General features: G+C 71.0%; 12 protein-coding genes. 8 read left to right on the top strand and 4 right to left on the bottom strand.

The window, feature by feature from the left end; translation table 11 throughout:
- The 4 genes from ACZ63I_RS18960 to ACZ63I_RS18945 all read right to left on the bottom strand — a co-directional run.
- A partial coding sequence (locus ACZ63I_RS18960; protein ID WP_469339940.1) for a non-ribosomal peptide synthetase occupies positions 1-2,378 on the bottom strand: 2,378 nt, incomplete at its 3' end.
- A gap of 65 nt (positions 2,379-2,443) precedes the next feature.
- A complete protein-coding gene (locus ACZ63I_RS18955) occupies positions 2,444-9,187 on the bottom strand; it encodes an amino acid adenylation domain-containing protein (RefSeq protein ID WP_469339939.1) in 6,744 nt (2,247 codons plus the stop codon).
- A 219-nt stretch (positions 9,188-9,406) separates the two neighbouring features.
- Positions 9,407-10,909, bottom strand: coding sequence for an MFS transporter (locus tag ACZ63I_RS18950; protein WP_469339938.1), 1,503 nt, complete (start codon positions 10,907-10,909; stop codon positions 9,407-9,409).
- A 4-nt stretch (positions 10,910-10,913) separates the two neighbouring features.
- Positions 10,914-11,528, bottom strand: coding sequence for a helix-turn-helix domain-containing protein (locus tag ACZ63I_RS18945; protein ID WP_469339936.1), 615 nt, complete (start codon positions 11,526-11,528; stop codon positions 10,914-10,916).
- 302 nt (positions 11,529-11,830) lie between these two features.
- Here ACZ63I_RS18945 and ACZ63I_RS18940 point away from each other — a divergent pair, with 302 nt between their 5' ends.
- The 8 genes from ACZ63I_RS18940 (at position 11,831) to ACZ63I_RS18905 (ending at position 19,576) form a co-directional block, all read left to right on the top strand.
- Positions 11,831-12,769 carry an endo-beta-N-acetylglucosaminidase H gene (locus tag ACZ63I_RS18940; protein ID WP_469339935.1) on the top strand — a complete coding sequence of 313 codons (939 nt, stop codon included), beginning with the start codon at positions 11,831-11,833 and terminating at the stop codon, positions 12,767-12,769.
- A gap of 343 nt (positions 12,770-13,112) precedes the next feature.
- Positions 13,113-13,442 (top strand): TcmI family type II polyketide cyclase, encoded by a 330-nt coding sequence (locus tag ACZ63I_RS18935; RefSeq protein WP_469339933.1) that lies wholly within the window; start codon positions 13,113-13,115, stop codon positions 13,440-13,442.
- A complete protein-coding gene (locus ACZ63I_RS18930) occupies positions 13,439-14,710 on the top strand; it encodes a beta-ketoacyl-[acyl-carrier-protein] synthase family protein (protein WP_469339932.1) in 1,272 nt (423 codons plus the stop codon). Before ACZ63I_RS18935 ends, ACZ63I_RS18930 begins: the two co-directional genes overlap by 4 nt.
- Positions 14,707-15,945 carry a ketosynthase chain-length factor gene (locus tag ACZ63I_RS18925; RefSeq protein ID WP_469339930.1) on the top strand — a complete coding sequence of 413 codons (1,239 nt, stop codon included), beginning with the start codon at positions 14,707-14,709 and terminating at the stop codon, positions 15,943-15,945. The genes ACZ63I_RS18930 and ACZ63I_RS18925 overlap by 4 nt, the downstream gene beginning before the upstream one ends.
- 77 nt (positions 15,946-16,022) lie before the next feature.
- Positions 16,023-16,292 (top strand): acyl carrier protein, encoded by a 270-nt coding sequence (locus ACZ63I_RS18920; RefSeq protein ID WP_041993325.1) that lies wholly within the window; start codon positions 16,023-16,025, stop codon positions 16,290-16,292.
- A gap of 10 nt (positions 16,293-16,302) precedes the next feature.
- On the top strand, positions 16,303-17,100 hold the full coding sequence (fabG, locus tag ACZ63I_RS18915) for a 3-oxoacyl-ACP reductase FabG (protein WP_328584190.1): 798 nt from the start codon (positions 16,303-16,305) through the stop codon (positions 17,098-17,100).
- A gap of 57 nt (positions 17,101-17,157) precedes the next feature.
- Positions 17,158-18,105, top strand: a complete 948-nt coding sequence (locus ACZ63I_RS18910) for an aromatase/cyclase (RefSeq protein ID WP_469339928.1) — start codon at positions 17,158-17,160, stop codon at positions 18,103-18,105.
- A gap of 1 nt (position 18,106) precedes the next feature.
- A complete protein-coding gene (locus ACZ63I_RS18905) occupies positions 18,107-19,576 on the top strand; it encodes an FAD-dependent monooxygenase (protein ID WP_469339927.1) in 1,470 nt (489 codons plus the stop codon).
- Positions 19,577-19,589: the final 13 nt, after the last annotated feature.

Genomic DNA, 19,589 nt, shown 5'->3' with positions numbered 1-19,589 from the left:
ACGGAGCCTTCGGTGGCGCCGTATTCGTTGCTGATGGTGGTGTGGGTGGTGCTGGTGTCGAGGAGCTGCGAGACGAGGGTGGGGGTGAGGTTCTCGCCGCCGGCGACGATGGTGGTGATGTGGTGCGTGGCGTTCTGGGTGGTCAGATGCGCGGCGAGGATTTCCAGGTGGGACGGGGTGGCCTTGAGGAAGCTGATCGGGACGTCCGTGAGGATCATGTCGATCGCCGCGTCGAACGCGCTCTGGCCGGGTTCGGTCTGGGGGATGGCGAGCTGCGTGCCTTGGATGAGGGGCAGGAACAGAGCGGTGATGGTGAGGTCGAAGGTGATGGACGAGTAGAGGATCGTGCCGATCCCGCCCGGCTCCTCGACCGGGTAGTTCTGGTCGCACCAGTGCAGGTAGTTGACGACCCCCCGGTGCTCCAGAGCCACGCCCTTGGGCCGGCCGGTGGAACCTGAGGTGTAGATGATGTACGCCAGATCGTCAGGCGAGGCCAGGGGATCCGGATTGCTCGTGGACCCGTCGGGCCACTGCACGTCCACCAGAAGCCGCGCAGTGTCGGCCGGCAGCCGGTCGGTGTGCCCCGTACTGGTGATGATGAGCGGTGCCTGGGCGTCTTCGACCATGTAGGTGATGCGCTCGGTCGGGTACTCGGGGTCGAGCGGCACAAATGCCGCCCCTGCCTTCATGATGCCCAGCAGGGTGGCGATGAGCTGTGGCGAGCGGTCCAGGCAGACCGCGATCAGGGTGTCCGGAGTGATGCCCGTCCCACGCAGGTGGTGGGCGAGCTGGTTGGCGCGTGCGTTGAGCTGCGCGTACGTCCACTGCTCGGCCCCGTAGGTGAGAGCCACGGAGTCCGGATCCGTCGTGACGCGGTCTTCGATGAGCTGGTGGATGGTCGCGGTGTCCGGGTAGGGGCCTGTGGTTCCGTTCCAGTCGATCAGGATCTGCTGCCGCTCCTGCACCGTCAGCATGTTCAGCTCGGACAGACGCGCGTCAGGGGTGGCCGCCACAGAAGTCGCCAGCGTGGCGAGATGGCCGGCCATCCGCTCGATCCGCGCCCGGTCGAACAGATCCGTCCGGTACTCCAGCACAGCGCGCAGACCGTCCGACGACTCGACCGCGGTCAGTGTCAGGTCGAACTTGGCCACGCCGCGCTCGATCTCGACCGGCTCGACGTCGGTGCCCGCCAGCTCCCAGCCGCCGCTGTCCGAGCTGCCCGGCGCCTGGAGGACGAACATGGTCTGGAACAGCGGGTTGCGCGACAGATCCCGCTCCGGCGCCAGCTCCTCGACCAGCCGCTCGAACGGCAGGTCCTGATGGTCGTACGCGCCCAGTGCCGTGTCCTTGACACGGTTGATCAGCTCGCCGAAGGTCGGGTCGCCGGACAGGTCCGTCCGCATCACCAGTGTGTTGACGAAGAAGCCGACGACATCCTCGATCTCGGCGCGGTTGCGGCCCGCGATCGGGGTCCCCACCGCGATGTCGTCCTGGCGGCAGTAGCGGGCCAGCACGACCTGGAACAGGGACAGCAGCGCCATGAACAGGCTGCCGCCCTGCCGCGCCGCGGCCTCCCGCAGCCGCTCCGTCACCTCGCTGGACATCTCGAAGGTGACCACGTCACCCGCGCCGCTCGCGTGCGCCGGGCGCTGGTGGTCCGTGGGCAGCTCCAACGGCGTGGAGTGGGCGAGGCGTTCGCGCCAGTACCCGAGCTGTCGCTCCAGCGTCGGCCCGGTGAGCTGGTCGCGCTGCCAGACGGCGAAGTCCGCGTACCGCACGGGAAGTTCCGGGAGCGACACCGCGCGCTCGGTCAGGGCCGCCGCGTACAGTTCGCGCAGTTCGCGCGCCAGGATCCCCGACGACCAGCCGTCCGACACGATGTGATGTGCCGTCAGCAGAATGAAGTGGTCGTCATCGGCGAGGCGTACGACGTCGGTCCGCAGCGGCCGACCCGTCGTGAGGTCGAAGGGGCGCTTCGCCTCGGCGCGCAGCACCTCGCGGCCTCGCCCCTCGGCGTCGGCCTCACTCCGCAGATCGTGCACCGAAACGTCCACCTGCCAGGGCGCGTTGATCTCCTGGCGCGGTGTGCCGTCGTCGCCCGCCGTGAAGGCCGTACGCAGCACCTCGTGCCGGGCCACCAGGCCGGACAGCGCCGTCTCCAGTGCTGTGACGTCCAGCGGACCGCGTACGCGCAGCGCCGTCGGCACAAGGTAGTCGGCGCTCTCGGGGGTCAGCCGGTCCAGGAACCAGAGCCGCTGCTGTGCGAACGACAGCGGCAGCGGTCCGGCGCCGTTCGTGTCGCCGCGTGTGATCCGGTCCGCGTCCGCGCGCCGTCGCATACGGGACAGCAGCCGCGCCTCGATCGAGTTCTCGCCCATGATGATGTCTGTCCTCTACTCTCGGGTGGGCAACGGGTCTCTGCGTGGGGGCAGGGCCGCTGAATTCAGGAAGCCTGTTCCTGCGCGTCGAACAATTCGATGAGCTGTTCCTTGACACCGGTGACCGTCGGCGCCTGGAAAAGCCGGCGCAGACCGATACGGACGCCGGTCACCGCCTCGATACGGTTGACGAGTTGAATGGCGAGGAGGGAATGGCCGCCGATGTCGAAGAAGCGGTCGTGAATTCCGACCTTTTCGCGGCCGAGCACCGCCGCCATGATGTCGGCGATCTCCGCCTCGATGCCGTCCCGGGGCGCCACGAATCCCGCCGTGATGTCGTCCTCGTCGGGGGCGGGCAGCGCCGCGTGGTCGACCTTGCCGTTGCGGTTGAGCGGGAGTTCCGGCAGTTCCACGAAGACGGAGGGCATCATGGCCCGGGGCAGCCGCTCGGCCGCCCATCCCCGCAGTTCTCCGGTGTCGGCCGTGCGGCCGGGCGCCGGTACGTGATAGGCGACGAGCCGCTTGTCGCCAGGGGCGTCCTCGCGGACGGTCACCGCGCACACCCCGACCGCCTCGTGGGTGAGCAACACCGCCTCGATCTCGGCGAGTTCGACGCGTACGCCGCGCAGTTTCACCTGCCGGTCGATGCGTCCCAGCAGGTCGAGTTCGCCGTCGGGGGTGAAGCGTCCGACGTCACCTGTGCGGTACATACGGCCGCCGGTGAACGGGTCGGGTACGAAGCGCTCGGCGGTGAGTTCGGGCCGTTCGTGGTAGCCGCGCCCGACGCTGTCGCCGCCGAGGTACACCTCGCCCAGCACCCCCGCGGGTACGGGACGGCGGTCCGGGTCGAGGACGTACACGGTCTGGTTGACCATGGGCCGCCCCGCGAGGACCGGGCCGTGCGGGTCGGTGCGCGACGCCCGCCAGTACGTGGTGTCGACGGACACCTCCGTCGCCCCGTACAGGTTGATCAGGTCCCCGGGCAGACTGGCGAGGAAGCGGGCCACCAAGGTCGGTTGCAGGGGTTCGCCGCTCGCGAAGGCGTACCGCAGATGCGCGCAGTCCTCGGGCCGCGCCTGGGAGACGAACAGGTCAAGCAGGCTCGGCACGAAGTGCAGGCCGACCACCTGGTGGGCCCTCATCAGGCGTGACACCTCGGTCATGTCGAGCCGGTCGGAGCCGGGGACGAGCACGACCTTCGCGCCCTGCCACAGCGGCCAGAAGATCTCGTAGGCCGACACGTCGAAGGAGAGCGGCGTCGCCTGGAGGAAGCCCTCGCCGGGGGTGAGCGGGAACGCGTCCTGCATCCCTGCCAGGTAGTTGACCACGCCCCGGTGCTCGATGCGGACGCCCTTCGGCCGTCCCGTCGAACCGCTGGTGTAGATCAGGTAGGAGAGGTCGCCGGGTCCCGCGACGGGTTCGGGAGCGGTGACCGGGAGGCTGTCCGGCAGGTCCGACGGACGGTCGACGGCCAGCAGGCCCAGCCCCTCCGGCAGCAGGCCGGCGCGCGCGGTGTCGGTGACGACCAGGGGCGCGCCCGAGTCCTCCACCAGATATGCCAGGCGCTCCGCCGGATGTTCCGGGTCGAGCGGTACGTAGGCCGCACCGGCCTTCATGATGCCGAGCAGTGTCCACACCAGGGCGGGGGAGCGCTCCAGGCAGACGCCCACGGGGACGTCAGGACCGATCCCCGGTACGGCGCGCAGCCGGTGCGCCAACTGGTTGGCACGCTGGTCGAGTTCGCGGTACGTCAGCTCGTCCGCGCCGCACACGACGGCGACGGCGTCCGGGCTGAGCGCGGCGCGTGCCTCGAACAGCCCGTGCAGGGTGGCATCGGCGGGGACGGGCGCCGAGGTGGCGTTCCACTCGGTCACGATCCGGTGGCGCTCGTCCGTGCCCAGCATCTCCAGCTCGGACAGCGCCGTGCGCGGGCGGGCCGTGGCCGCGTCCAGCAGGTTGGTGAAGTGGTCCACGAGGCGTTGTGCGGTGGCCTCGGTGAACAGGTCTCCGGCGTAGACGACGGCGCCGTCCAGGGTGCCGTCGGCCGCCTCCGCCAGGTACATCGACAGGTCGAACTTCGCGTCGCGCACCGGGGATTCGACGGGCTCCGCCGTCAGCCCCGGCAGGCTCCACGCGTCGGCGCCGGGCGTGTTCTGGAGCGCGAACAGCGTCTGGAACAGCGGATTGCGGGACAGGTCGCGGTCCGGGGCCAGCTCCTCGACGAGGCGCTCGAAGGGCAGGTCCTGGTGGTCGTACGCGCCGAGCGCCGCGTCCTTGACGCGGGCCAGCAGCTCGGTGAACGCCGGATCGCCTGACAGGTCGGTGCGCAGGACGAGCGTGTTGACGAAGAAGCCGATCAACTCCTCGGTCTCGGCCCGGTTGCGGCCGGCGATGGGGGTACCCACCGCGACGTCCCGCTGTCCGCTGTAGCGGGCCAGCAGCAGTTGGAACACCGACAGCAGCGTCATGAACAGGCTCGCGCCGCCCTCGGCCGCCACCGCCTTGGCCCGTGCGGCGACATCGGCGGGCACCGAGAACCGGACGACTTCGCCGTTGCCGGTACGCTCCGTCGGCCGGGCGTGGTCCGTCGGCAGCTCCAGCGGCTCCAGGCCCGCCAACCGCTCGCGCCAGTAGTCCAGTTGACGCTCCAGCGGGGCACCGGTCAGCCAGCCGCGCTGCCACAGCGCGTAGTCGGCGTACTGCACGGGCGGCGGCGCGGGGACGTCCCCCTTGCCGAGGGCCGCCGCGTACAGTGCGGACAACTCGCGTACCAGCAGGCCTATCGACCAGCCGTCGAAGGCGATGTGGTGCACGGTGACCGCCAGGACCGCTTCCTCGTCGGCGAGCCGTACCAGCACGGCGCGCAGCACGGGTCCCGCGGTGAGGTCCACCGGGCGCAGCGCGTCCTCGGCCAGGGCCGCCGTGCAGGCGTCCTCCCTGGCAGTGTCGTCGGCGACGTCCCGCAGATCCCGTACCAGCACCGTCACCGGCCCTTCCGGGGCGATCGACTGGACAGGGGAGCCCGCGTCGTCCGTGCGGAACCGGGTGCGCAGGATCTCGTGGCGGGAAACCAGCCCGGTGAAGGCGGTGTTGAGGGCGTCCACATCGATCAGGCCGTGCACGCGGTAGCCGAAGGGCAGCAGGTATTCGGCGCGGCCCGGCTCCAACTGGTCGAGGAACCAGAGCCGTTGCTGGGCGAAGCTCAGCGGCAGCGGGTTGCCGTCGCGCGGTACGGCGGTGATGCGGGAGATCCCGACGTCGTCGAGGTCCGCCACGGCGGCGGCCAGCAGCGCCGGGGTCGGCGCGCTGAACAGGGTCCGTACGGGGACGTCGACACCGAGCCGCCGGCGCAGCCGCGACACGACCTGCGTCGCCAGCAGCGAGTGGCCGCCGAGCGCGAAGAAGTCGTCGTCCACACCGACCGTGTCGATGCCGAGCACCTGCGCCCAGACGCCGGCCACCGTCCGCTCCGTCTCGGTGCGCGGGGCGGTGTACGCGGCGCCCAGCTCCGGCCGGTCGGAGGCGGGCGCGGGCAGTGCGCGGCGGTCCGTCTTGCCGTTAGGGGTGAGCGGGATGCGGTCCAGGGGCACGAAGGCGGCGGGCACCATGTAGTCCGGCAGGTGGCGCTGGAGGTGCGTGCGCAGCGCTGCCGTCTCGACGTGCGGCTCGGCGACGACGTACGCCACCAGCCGCGGGTCGCCGGGGACGTCCTCGCGCAGCAGGACGGTGGCGAGGGTGACCGAAGGGTGGGTGAGCAACGCCGCCTCGATCTCGCCGAGTTCGATCCGGTAGCCGCGCAGTTTGACCTGGTTGTCGCCCCGGCCGACGAACTCCAGCTCCCCGTCGGCGTGCCACTTCGCGAGGTCGCCGGTGCGGTACACGCGCCGCGGTGTGCCGTCCACGGTGACGACGGTGAACTTCTCGTCCGTCAGGTCGGGCCTGCCCAGATATCCGCGGGCCAGGCCGGGGCAACTGATCCACATCTCGCCGGGGACGCCCACCGGGACCGGCCGGCCGTGCCGGTCCACCACGAACACCTTCGCGTTGGCGACCGGGCGCCCGATCGGCACATGGTCACCGGGCCCGGTGATCCGTGCCGTCGCCGCCTCCTGCGCCGCCTCCGTCGGCCCGTAACCGTTCACGAGCGGCACCGAGGTGTGGCGGAACCACTGGCGCACCTGCTCGCGCGGGAGCGCCTCACCGCCGAGCCGCACCAGCCGCAGTTCAGGGCCGACGGCGTCCGGCCCGTCGAGCTGGGCGGCGAGCGCGCCGAAGGCCGAAGGGGTCAGCCAGGCCACCGTCACCTTGTTGGTGCGCAGCGCTGCCGCCAGCATCCCCGGGTCCCACGCGTCGTCGCGCAGCACCAGGGAAGCGCCCGAGACGAGCGGCGCGAACAACTGCCCCACCGAGGAGTCGAAAGAGATGGAAGCAAACTGCAACACCCGGTCCTCGCAGGTGAGGTCGAGCTGGCGCCGGGTCTCCCGCATCCGCGCGCGCAGCGCGCCGTGGGTGATCTGGACGCCCTTCGGGCGGCCTGTCGAGCCGCTCGTGTAGATCACGTACGCCAGATCGTCCGGCCCTGCCTCGGGCGCGGATGCGTCAGCCGGACGCGAGGGCAGTTCCGCCGGCCAGGAGTCCTCCAGCAGCAGGAGCGGGGTGCCGGCGGGCAGCCGCTCGGTGTGCGAGGCGTGGGTGACGATCAGCGGTGCCCCGCTGTCCTCGACCATGTAGGCGAGTCGGTCGGTCGGATACGTCGGGTCCAACGGGACATACGCGGCGCCCGACTTGAGGATGCCGAGTAGTGCGCACACCATGTCGGTGCCCCGGTCGAGGCAGACGGCGACCAGGGTTCCGGGTCCCGCTCCGCGCTCGCGCAGCAGGGCGGCGATCCACTCCGCCCGCTCGTCCAGCTCCCGGTAGGTCAGATGATCCGAACCGCAGGTGACGGCGGGCGAGTTCGGGCGCTCCGCGGCCCGGTCCGCGAACAGCCGGTGCACGGTGACGGCGTCGGGGGCGTCGGTGTCCGCTCCGTTCCACGCGGTGAGGATGTCCCGCCGCTCGGCGGATGTCAGCATCTCCAGGGCGGACAGCGGGGCGTCGGGGGCGTCGGCGGCCGCACCGAGCAGGGTCTCGAAGTGTCCGGCGAGCCGGACCATGGTGGCTTCGTCGAAGAGGTCGGTCGAGTAGACGATGGTGCCGTCGAGACCGCCGTCGGCGGCCTCCGTCGCGTAGAAACTGAAGTCGAACTTGGACTCCTGCGCGGCCACGTCCAGTTGGCGGACGCTGGCGCCGGGCAGCTCCCAGGAGTGGCTGTCGGGGGTGTTCTGCAGGACGAACATGGTCTGGAACAGCGGGTTCCTGGACAGGTCGCGCTGCGGCGCCAGCTCCTCCACCAGCCGCTCGAAGGGCAGGTCCTGGTGGTCGTAGGCGCCGAGTGCGGTGTCCTTGACGCGGTCGACGAGTTCGGTGAATGTCGGGTCGCCCGACAGGTCGGTACGCATGACGAGCGTATTCACGAAGAAGCCGACCATGTCCTCGATCTCGGACCGGTTGCGGCCCGCGATCGGGGTGCCCACCGCGATGTCCTCCTGGCCGCTGTAGCGGGCCAGCACGACCTGGAACACGGCGAGCAGCGTCATGAACAGGCTCGCGCCCGTGTCGCTCGCCAGCCTGCGGGCTCCGTCGGCCGTCGCGGCCGGAACGGCGAAGGTGAGCATCGCGCCGTTGCCGCTGCGCCGCGCGGGGCGCCTGCGGTCGGTGGGCAGTTCCAGCGGCTCGGTACCGGCCAAGACGCCGCGCCAGTAGTCCAGTTGCCCCTCCAGCACATCGCCGGTGAGCCATCCGCGCTGCCAGACGGCGAAGTCGGCGTACTGGAGCGGCGGCTCGGGCAGACCGGCGGGGACTCCCGTGACCCGCGCCGTGTACAGCGTGGTCAGCTCCCGGGAGAGGACCCCCACCGACCACCCGTCGAAGGCGATGTGATGGATCGTCAGAGAGAGGAGGTGATCCTCGTCGCCCAGCTTGACCAGCAAGGCGCGGACCATCGGCCCGGTGGCGAGGTCCATCGGCCGGAAGCCCTCGGTGTCCACGAGCGCGGCGGCGGCCTCTTCCCTGGCACTCGCGTCGGCGACGGACCGCAGGTCGTGCACGGCCAGCGGCAGCGGCTGGGGCTCGTCGACGAGCTGACCGGGGGTGCCGTCCCCGTCGGTGACGAAACGGGTCCGCAGCACCTCGTGCCGCGCGACCAGCTCCGACAACGACGCCTCCAGCGCCGGGACATCCAGCGGACCGCTGATGCGCAGCCCCATCGGGATGAGGTATTCGGCGCGGCCCGGCTCCAGTTGGTCCAGGAACCACAGGCGGCGCTGCGCGAACGACACCGGCAGCGGCCGCCCGTCCCGGACGGCGACGGGAATCGCGGCGGTGTCGTCGGGGGCGGACGCTGAGGACAGGGCGGCCGCGCCGTCGGCCATGCTCTCGTCGCTCTCGTCCAGGGACTCGAACAGCCGGCGGGCCCGCTCCATGGCCTCCTCGGCGAGGAACGACGCCACGGTCCGTACCGTCAAAGGGCCAGGTAGCGAAAGGGCGTGGAATTCCGAGCCGAATTCCTCCGCCACCCGGCGGGCCATTTCCGCCGCCTGCTCAACAGTGCCGCCCAGCAGGAAGAAGTCGGACTCCGCCGTCGCCACATCGGCGCCGAGAACGGACCGCCACACGTCGGCAATTCGGGCCTCGGCCGGCGAGAACGGTGCACGTTCCGCTTCCCGGCCGGGTGCCGGCGCCGGGGGCACCATCGGATTCGTAGTCATGCTTCCACCAGTTCCTCGTCGTCGACCCGTAACGGAAGGCCCTCGGATGCTCAGCCGAATTCGATGCTGGCAGAGCGATCTTGACGAGATAACTGGTTACTTCTGCCCGCGGGACATGGGCACTTCTGCCCGTGCGTACGGCGGCCGGGGCAGGATGCCCCGGCCGCCGCACGCGTCCCGCCGTTCCCGCGCCCGTTCCCGCGCCCGTTCCCGCGCCGGTCAGACCCCGGCTGGGACCGAGGACTTCTCCAGCGGTACGGTCGGCGCCGCCGCGCTCGCCGGACCCGCCGTGCCGACCGGACCCGCCACCCCGCTCACGCCGTCGACGGTGTCCGCGGCGTCGGCGGTGTCCGCGGCGTCGGCGGTGTCCGTGGCATCGGCGGAGTCGCTGGCGTCGGCGCTGTTCGCCGCATCGGCGGCGCGCTCGGACGCCGTCTGCTTGCGCATCCCGGACCATTCCTTGCTCATGCCCGGCACCACGATGGCGATCAGATACAGCCCGCCCACGATCCACAGCGCCGTCGACGCACCGGTCAGGGTCACCAGACCCGCCCCCAGCAGCCCGCCGAACGGAATGCCCGCCCAAGTGACCGCCTGCGCCAGTGTCTTGACCCGGCCCAGCAGGGGCGTCGGGATCAGCTCGTACGTCACGGCGCCGACGATCGGGTTGACGAAGCCGGAGCCCAGGCCACCCACGGCGAGCACCGTCAGCACCAGCCACAGCGGTGCCCCCGTCGCCATCGCGGCGAACCGGGGCAGGCCGCCCAGGGAGAAGCCGATCAGATAGACGGTGCGCCGTGGCAGCTTCTCGGCCACCCCGGCGGCGACCAGCGCGGCGATGATCGACGTCGCCGCGAAGACACTGACCACCAGGCCGATGGCCTCGGCGCCGTTCCCCGACTCCTTCGCCCACACCGGCAGCAGGACCGACATGAACGCCTGGTCCAGCAGGTTGGTCACCGCCAGCATGCACACGATGGACCGCAGCAGCTTCGCGTCCCGCAGGAAGGCGGCGCCCTGGCGCAGTTGGGAGAAGTAGCCGCCGCTCTCCTCGATCGGGGTCTCGTGCGGCTCGGGCACCGGGTCGCTGAGGGTGGTCGAGACGATCAGCGCCGACACCGCGAACAGCGCGGCGGTGATCCACAGTGCGTACAGGCTGCCGAAGGCGGTGACGACCACACCGGCGATCGCCGGCCCCACGGTGGTCGCCGTCCGCTCGACGGCGGCCGAGAGACCGGTACCCCGCTCGATGGGTACGCGGGCGGCGCGGGTGGCCGCCGGTACGAAGAGCCCCTTGGCGCCGTTGGCAGGACCGTCGGCGGCGCCGACGATCGCGAGCAGCCCCAGCAGCAGGCCGAAGGGCAGGCTGCCGGTCATGTAGAGCAGCGGGGCGGTGGCCATCGCGACGGTGGACAGCAGGTCGCCCGCCACGCTGATCCGCTTGGGGCCGATACGGTCGATGATCGGGCCGGCCAGCGCCTGCGAGATCACGTACGGCACGATCTGGCAGAAGGCCACCAGGCCCGTCTTGCCGACACTGCCCGTGGTCGTCAGGACGAACCAGGGCAGGGCGATGGACAACACGCGATTGGCCGACAGGGCCGCCGCGTTGGCCGACAGCATGCCGATCAGGCCGCGCAGGACCCGGGGGCCCGCGTCGGGCGCTGTCGCCTGTGCGCCGTTGTCCGCCGCCGTCTTGGCGGCTGTGTGCTGAGTGGCCATCGTTCTACTCCATGTCGGTGGTCTGGGTGACGTGCCGGTCCTCGCTGGTCGGGAACAACTGGAACTGGAAGGAGACCCGCGCCGCGTCCTCGGGCACCTGAGCGTCCGCTTCCGCGGCGGCGGAGGTACGCCTGCGGAGCAGGGCGTGGATCTCCGCCGTCAACTCCTTGGCGTCGGCCGCCGAAAGGGTGAGCGCGTAGTCGCCGAAGTCCTGCGCGTCACGCCACTCGGGCGTGAGCGAAGGGGTCGCCTCGATCGCGGCGGTCATCGCGTCGGACCAGACCCGGCCGAGGGCCTGGAGGTACGCGATGCCGAGCCCCTCGCTGCCGTCCAGCACCTCGTCGTCGGGTACGACGGTGTTGGCGTGCGCCGCCTGCCACCACCGCTCCCGCCGACCGCCGCGCGAGGGCGCCTCCGTGATGAAGCCGTACTCCGCGAGTTGGCGCAGGTGGTAGCTGGTCGCCCCGGTGTTCTGATCCAGCCGGTGGGCCAGCGTCGTCGCTGTCGCCGGGCCTTCCGTCCGCAGACTGGTGAGGATCTGCACCCGCAGGGGATGCGCGATGCCACGCAAGTTGCGGGCGGTCAGATGCACTTGGGAGGGCTGCTGCGGTAGTTCCATGAGACTCAAGGTAGACCACAAAGAAGTCTGTGCATAGGAGTCCGTGCACAGAAGTCTGTGTAATCTTTGGGCCCGGGGGTGGAGTTGGTACGCGGTCGGCGCTGGCGGCGGCCCGAGCTCTCGTAACCGGCGGCCCCAACTCGCCTAATCGGAAGCCGAGTTGAGGTGCGGGGTGGGTGGAGATCGTGAGAGTTCGCGCGAGATTCTCGGGATTCGGTCCCGGAAGCGGAAAACTCGGAGGGCTCACGCGGCGCCGTCGGACAGGCCGGGCGCCGACCCACGCGAGGGGAGACCGATCAACGATGTTCACTCTGGTACGGAGCAGAGTGCGGACGGCCGCGCTGGCGCTCTCGGCCGTCGCGGCCCTCGCTTTCGGCGCGACCGCCACGACCGGCGCGGCGGCGTCGCCCGCCCCCGCCCCCGCCCCGGCCCCCGCAGCCGCGCAGGGGCCGACCTCGGTGGCGTACGTCGAGGTGAACAACAACAGCATGGTCAACGTCGGCAAGTACAGCCTCGCCAACGGCGGCGGCAACGTCTTCGACGTCGCCGTGATCTTCGCGGCGAACATCAACTACGACACGGGCTCGCAGGCGGCCTATCTGTCCTTCAACGAGAACGTGCAGCGCGTCCTCGACAACGCGGCCACGGAGATCCGGCCGTTGCAGGAGAAGGGCATCAAGGTCGTCCTCTCGGTGCTCGGCAACCACCAGGGCGCGGGCTTCGCCAACTTCCCGTCCCAGCAGGCGGCTTCGGCGTTCGCGAAGCAACTGTCCGACGCCGTCGCCCAGTACGGCCTCGACGGCATCGACTTCGACGACGAGTACGCCGACTACGGCAACAACGGCACCGGTCAGCCCAACGACAGCTCGTTCGTCGACCTGGTGACGGCGCTGCGCGCGAACATGCCGGACAAGATCATCAGCCTCTACAACATCGGCCCGGCCGCTTCGCGCCTCTCGTCCGGCGGCGTCGACGTCTCGTCCAAGTTCACCTACGCCTGGAACCCGTACTACGGCTCCTGGCAGGTCCCCGGCATCGGACTGCCCAAGTCGGGGCTCTCGCCTGCGGCCGTCCAGATCGGCGGAACCGCACAAAGCACGGTCGCCGACCTCGCCCGCCGCACGGTCAGCGAGGGATACGGCGTCTTCCTGACGTACAACCTGGACGGCGCCGATCGCAGCGCCGATGTCTCCGCGTTCACCAGGGAGTTGTACGGCAGCGACGCCGTATACGTGCCGTAGGACGACCTGTCGCCCCGACTCGGGGGAGTGACCCGTCGAGGGGCCTGTCCGGATGCATCCGGACAGGCCCCTCGGTCGTGTCCGGGCAACCGCAGGCTGTCTGACGCAACCGGTCGCGTCCTGGCGCATCCCTGCGTGTTCCTGTCATTGTCCGGCGCCGGTCTGACATTGCCGTGTGGTCCCCGGCAAAGCCTGACGAAGCCCTGAACCGGCTCGTATTGATCGCTGCACCGGAACCGATGAGCCTTGAAGTCGTTGGCCGGCGCGCTCAGTTGATGACTTCCGGGGGCGGCATGTTGCGCTCGTATGTCATGGACATTACACGAACGAGGAGTGAGTACCCATGCACAGCACCTTGATTGTCGCCAGGCTGGAACCGGGCGCGAGCACGGATGTGGCCCGGCTGTTCGCCGACTTCGACGCGACGGAGATGCCGCACCGGATGGGGACGCGGCGGCGCCAGCTCTTCTCCTACCGGGGGCTGTACTTCCACCTCCAGGACTTCGACGAGGACAACGGGGGCGAGCTGATCGAGGCTGCCAAGACAGACCCCCGGTTCGTCGGCATCAGTAACGACCTGAAGCCGTTCATCGAGGCGTACGACCCCGCGACCTGGCGCTCACCCGCCGACGCGACGGCGACCCGCTTCTACTCCTGGGAGGCGTCGGCGTGAGTGCCAGACGCGTCGTCATCACCGGCCTGGAGGTCCTCGCGCCCGGCGGTGTCGGTGCCAAGAACTTCTGGGACCTGCTGAGCGAGGGGCGCACGGCGACCCGCGGCATCACCTTCTTCGACCCCGCGCCGTTCCGCTCACGCGTCGCGGCAGAGATCGACTTCGACCCCTACGAACACGGCCTGGCCCCGCAGGAGATCCGCCGGATGGACCGCGCGGCGCAGTTCGCCGTGGTCGCCGCGCGCGGCGCCGTCGCCGACAGCGGCATCGAGTTCGCCGGCCTCGACCCGTACCGCACCGGGGTCACCGTCGGCAGCGCCGTCGGCGCCACGATGGGGCTCGACGAGGAGTACCGCGTCGTCAGCGACGGCGGCCGGCTCGACCTGGTCGACCACCGGTACGCGGCGCCGCACCTCTACAACCATCTCGTCCCCAGCTCCTTCGCCGCCGAGGTGGCCTGGGCGGTCGGCGCCGAAGGCCCCAGCACCGTGGTCTCCACCGGCTGCACCTCCGGGATCGACTCCGTCGGGTACGCGGCCGAGCTGATCCGCGAGGGCTCGGCCGACGTCATGGTCGCCGGCTCGTCGGACGCGCCGATCTCCCCGATCACCATGGCCTGCTTCGACGCGATCAAGGCCACCACACCACGCCACGACGACCCGGCCCACGCCTCACGCCCCTTCGACGGGACGCGCAACGGATTCGTGCTGGGCGAGGGCGCCGCGGTCTTCGTACTGGAGGAGTTGGAGAGCGCCCGCAGGCGCGGCGCGCACATCTACGCGGAGATCGCCGGCTACGCGACCCGCTCCAACGCGTACCACATGACCGGACTGCGCCCGGACGGCGCCGAGATGGCCGAGGCGATCCGGGTCGCCCTCGACGAGGCGCGGCTGCCCGGCGAGGCCGTCGACTACATCAACGCGCACGGCTCTGGCACCAAGCAGAACGACCGCCACGAGACAGCCGCGTTCAAGCGGAGCCTCGGCAACCACGCCTACCGGACGCCGGTCAGTTCCATCAAGTCCATGGTGGGCCATTCGCTGGGCGCCATCGGCTCCATCGAGATCGCCGCCTCGGTGCTGGCCATGGAGTACGACGTGGTGCCCCCGACGGCCAACCTCCACACGCCCGACCCCGAGTGCGACCTCGACTACGTGCCGCTGCACGCTCGCGACCAGTTGATCGACGTGGTGCTCACGGTGGGCAGCGGGTTCGGCGGATTCCAGAGCGCGATGGTGCTGGCAGGTCCGGAGAGGAAGCCGGCATGAGCAAGGGAACATCGGTCGTGGTGACCGGACTTGGCGTCGCCTCGCCGAACGGCCTCGGCGCGCGGGACCATTGGGAAGCCACCCGCGGGGGCAAGAGCGGCATCGGCCGGCTCACCCGCTTCGACCCGTCGGACTACCCGGCCAAACTGGCGGGCGAGATACCGGGGTTCGCCGCCGAGGAGCATCTGCCGAGCCGGCTCATCCCGCAGACCGACCGGATGACCCGGATCGCCCTCGCCGCCGCCGACTGGGCGCTGGCCGACGCGGGCGTCAGCCCGGCCGAGCTGGCCGGGTTCGACATGGGTGTGGTCACGGCCAGCGCTTCGGGCGGCTTCGAGTTCGGCCAGAACGAACTGCGCAAACTGTGGGGCCAGGGCAGCCAGTACGTCTCCGCCTACCAGTCGTTCGCCTGGTTCTACGCCGTCAACAGCGGCCAGATCTCCATCCGCAACGGTATGAAGGGCCCCAGCGGGGTCGTCGTCAGCGATCAGGCGGGCGGCCTCGACGCCGTCGCCCAGGCCCGGCGGCAGATCCGCAAAGGCACCCGGCTGGTCGTCTCCGGCGGTGTGGACGCCTCCCTGTGCCCCTGGGGCTGGGTCGCGCAGCTCGCGAGCGGCCGGCTCAGCACCAGCGAGGAACCCGCCCGCGCCTACCTCCCCTTCGACCGCGACGCCGCCGGCTTCGTACCGGGCGAGGGCGGCGCGATCCTGATCCTGGAGGACGCCGCAGCCGCCGGGGAACGCGGCGCCCACAGCTACGGGGAGATCGCCGGATACGGCGCCACCTTCGACCCGAGGCCCGGCAGCGGGCGACCGCCCGCCCTGCGCAAGGCCGTTGAACTGGCCCTCGCCGACGCGTCGGCCGACCCCGCCGACATCGACGTGGTGTTCGCCGACGCCGCCGCCGAGCCGGACCTGGACCGTGTCGAGGCCGACGCGCTCATCGAGGTGTTCGGGCCGCACGCCGTTCCGGTCAGCGCGCCCAAGACGATGACCGGACGGCTCTACTCGGGCGCCGCGCCCCTCGACCTGGCGACCGCGCTGCTCGCGCTGCGCGACGGCGTCGTTCCGGCAGCCGTGAACGTCCGCCTCTCACCCGACTACGACCTCGACCTCGTGGTGGACCGGCCGCGCCACACCGCACTGCGCACCGCGCTGGTACTGGCCCGCGGCCACGGCGGCTTCAACTCCGCTGTCGTCCTGCGCGCCCCCGCGACACCCCGCCCCGGCCACTGAGCACGCACCGCCGCTTCGACTCACCCCGGCCACCGGCCACGCCGGGACCGATCATCCCCACCGGAAGGACCTTTCCCTTGTCTGCCGAGCTTTTCACCCCCGCCGATCTCAAGCAGATCCTCCTGGAGGCCGCAGGCGCCGAGGAGGGCGTCGACTTCGAAGGCGACTTCCTGGACACGGAGTTCGAGGCACTCGGCTACGAGTCGCTGGCCCTGCTGGAGACCGGCGGGCGCATCGAGCGCACGTACGGCATCGCCCTGGACGACGACGTACTGACCAACGCCCTGACACCGCGCGCCCTCATCGGCGTCGTCAACGACCTGCTGACCGCCCCCCGTATCGCCTGAGAGGACCACCATGTCCGACACCACCACGACCGGCACCGGCCGCGTCGCCCTGGTCACCGGGGCCACCAGCGGAATCGGTCTCGCCGTCGCCCGGCTGCTCGGCTCGCAGGGGCACCGCGTGTTCATCGGCGCCCGCGACGCGGAGAACGTCGAGGCCACCGTCAAGGAACTCACCGCCGAAGGGCTCGACGTGGCGGGCGCCGTCGTCGACGTCCGGGACGCGGCAGCGGTACGGGAGTTCGTCCGCGCCGCCGTCGACCGGTTCGGCGCGATCGACGTGCTCGTCAACAACGCGGGCCGCTCCGGCGGCGGCGTCACCGCCGACATCCCGGACGAACTGTGGGAGGACGTCATCGAGACCAACCTCACCAGTGTGTTCCGGCTGACCCGCGAAGTCCTCACCGCCGGCGGGCTGCGCCACAAGGACCGGGGCCGCATCATCAACATCGCCTCCACGGCGGGCAAGCAGGGCGTGGTGCTGGGCGCTCCGTACTCCGCCTCCAAGCACGGCGTGGTCGGCTTCACCAAGGCCCTCGGCAACGAACTCGCCCCCACCGGCATCACCGTCAACGCCGTCTGCCCCGGGTACGTGGAGACGCCGATGGCGCAGCGGGTCCGGCAGGGGTACGCCGCCGCCTGGGACACCACCGAGGACGCGATCCTGGAGAAGTTCCAGGCGAAAATCCCGCTCGGCCGCTACTCCACCCCCGACGAGGTCGCAGGACTGGTCGGCTATCTCGCCTCCGACACCGCCGCCTCCATCACGGCCCAGGCCCTCAACGTCTGCGGCGGACTCGGCAACTTCTGAGCCCCGTACCGCCGTTGCAATCCTTCCCGTCACCGGACTCCTTGAGGAGCAGCGACCATGACGACCCGTGAGGTCGAGCACGAGATCACCGTCGGCGCGCCGGCATCCGCCGTCTACCGACTCCTGGCCGACGTCGTGAACTGGCCCCGGATCTTCCCGCCCACCATCCATGTCGACCAGGTCGAGCACAACGGTGCCGAGGAGCGCATCCGCATCTGGGCCACCGCGGGCGAAGAGGCGAAGAACTGGACCTCCCGCCGCACCCTGGACCCGGACGCCCTGCGCATCACCTTCCGGCAGGAGATCAGCGCCCCGCCGGTCGCCGCGATGGGCGGCGTCTGGATCATCGAACAGCTCGGCGAACAGGAGTCCCGGGTACGGCTGCTGCACGACTACCGCGCCGTCGGCGACGACCCGGCGGGGCTCGCCTGGATCGACGAGGCGGTCGACCGCAACAGCCGCTCGGAACTCGCCGCACTGCGCACCAACGTCGAAGCCGCCCACGCGGCCGAGGACTTGACGTTCTCGTTCACCGACAGCGTCACCGTGGGCGGCGCCGCCAAGGACCTCTACGACTTCGTCAACGAGGCCGACCTGTGGGCCGAGCGGCTGCCGCACGTCGCGTCCGTACGGCTCACCGAGGACACCCCGGGCCTCCAGACACTGGAGATGGACACCCGGGCCAAGGACGGCTCCACGCACACCACCAAGTCGTACCGCGTGACCTTCCCGCACCACCGCATCGCCTACAAGCAGGTCACCCTGCCCGCGCTGCTGACACTGCACACCGGCATCTGGACCTTCGCTGAGACCGAGGACGGCACCGTCGCCTCCTCCCAGCACACCGTCACCCTCAACACCGACACCATCTCCGCCGTCCTCGGCCCCGAGGCCACCGCGGACGACGCGCGGAGTTACGTGCACACCGCCCTGTCCACCAACAGCCTCGCCACCCTCGGCCACGCCAAGGCGTACGCCGAGGGCCGTGCGGGCGGGCGGGGCTGACGTGCCGGGTGACCGCCTGGACACCCAGGTTATCGTCGTGGGCGCGGGCCCCGTCGGGCTGCTGCTCGCCGGGGAGTTGCGCCTCGGCGGCGCGCACGTCGTCGTACTGGAGCAGCGCACGGCGCCCACGACCGAGTCGCGGGCCTCGACCCTGCACGCCCGCACTATGGAAATCCTCGACAGCCGCGCACTGACCGCAGGCTTGCCCGCCCCGCCGAACGACCTGCGGGGACACTTCGCCGGTATTCCGCTCGACCTGACCCTGCCGGGCAGCCGGCCGGGCCAGTGGAAGGTGCCGCAGTTCGACACCGAACGGCTGCTGGGGGAGTGGGCGGCGGGGCTCGGCGCCGACATCCGGCGCGGCCACGAGGTGCGGGCGGTCACCGACACGGGCGAGTACGTCGAGGCCGAAGCCGTCGGCGACAGCGGCCCCGTCCTGGTACGCGGCGCCCACCTCGTCGCCTGCGACGGTGAAGACAGCACCGTACGGGGCCTGTTGGGTGCTGATTTCCCCGGCCACGACGCGCGCCGCGAACTGCTGCGCGCCGACGTCGCGGGCATCGACGTACCCGACCGGCGGTTCCAGCGGCTCCCCGAAGGGCTGGCCATCGCGGCGCGGCGGGGAGACGGGGTCACCCGCGTCATGGTGCACGAGCACGGCGCGCCCGCTCTGACCCGTACCGGTCCGCCCGCGTTCGGCGAGATCACCCAGGCGTGGAAGCGGGTCACCGGCGAGGACATCAGCGGCGGCACCCCGCTGTGGGTGAACGCGTTCGGCGACGCGGCACGCCAGCTCGCGCACTACCGGCACGGCCGCGTGCTGTTCGCCGGGGACGCGGCGCACCAGCAGATGCCCATCGGCGGCCAAGCGCTCAACCTGGGTCTCCAGGACGCCTTCAACCTCGGCTGGAAACTGGCCGCAGAGGTCGCCGGCCGCGCACACCCCGACCTGCTCGACAGCTACCACACCGAGCGGCACAGCGTGGGGCGGCGGGTGCTCTCGGCCATCGAGGCCCAGGCGCTGCTGCTGCTCGGCGGGCCCGAGGTGGAGCCGGTACGCGCCCTGCTCACCGAACTGATCGGCGGCGCCGAGGTGCGTACCCACCTCGCCGCCACGATCAGCGGACTCGACGTCCGGTACGACGTCGGCGGCGCACCGCACCCGCTCGTCGGCGCCCGGCTGCCGCACACACCGCTGGCCGCCTCGGCGGCGGGCTGGTCGAGCAGTACGCAGGCGCTGCGCGCCGGCCGCGGCCTGCTGCTCGGCCCGGCGGACGCCCCGGACCCCGGGGCCGTCCTCGCGGGCAGGGACGTCCCCTTCGCCACACCGGCCGTCGTGGACTCCGGTACGGAAGGCGCGAGTTGGACGCTCGTACGGCCCGACGGCCACGTCGTATGGGCAGGACCGTCCGGCCCACCGCGACCGGACGGGCTGACGGCGGCCTTCGACCGGTGGTTCGGCCCCGCCTGAACCGCCCCGCATC

It is taken from the genome of Streptomyces sp. NPDC087906, assembly GCF_055584925.1.
Note: the sequence above shows the minus strand (reverse complement) of the source record. Positions and strands in the feature narration are given on the sequence as shown.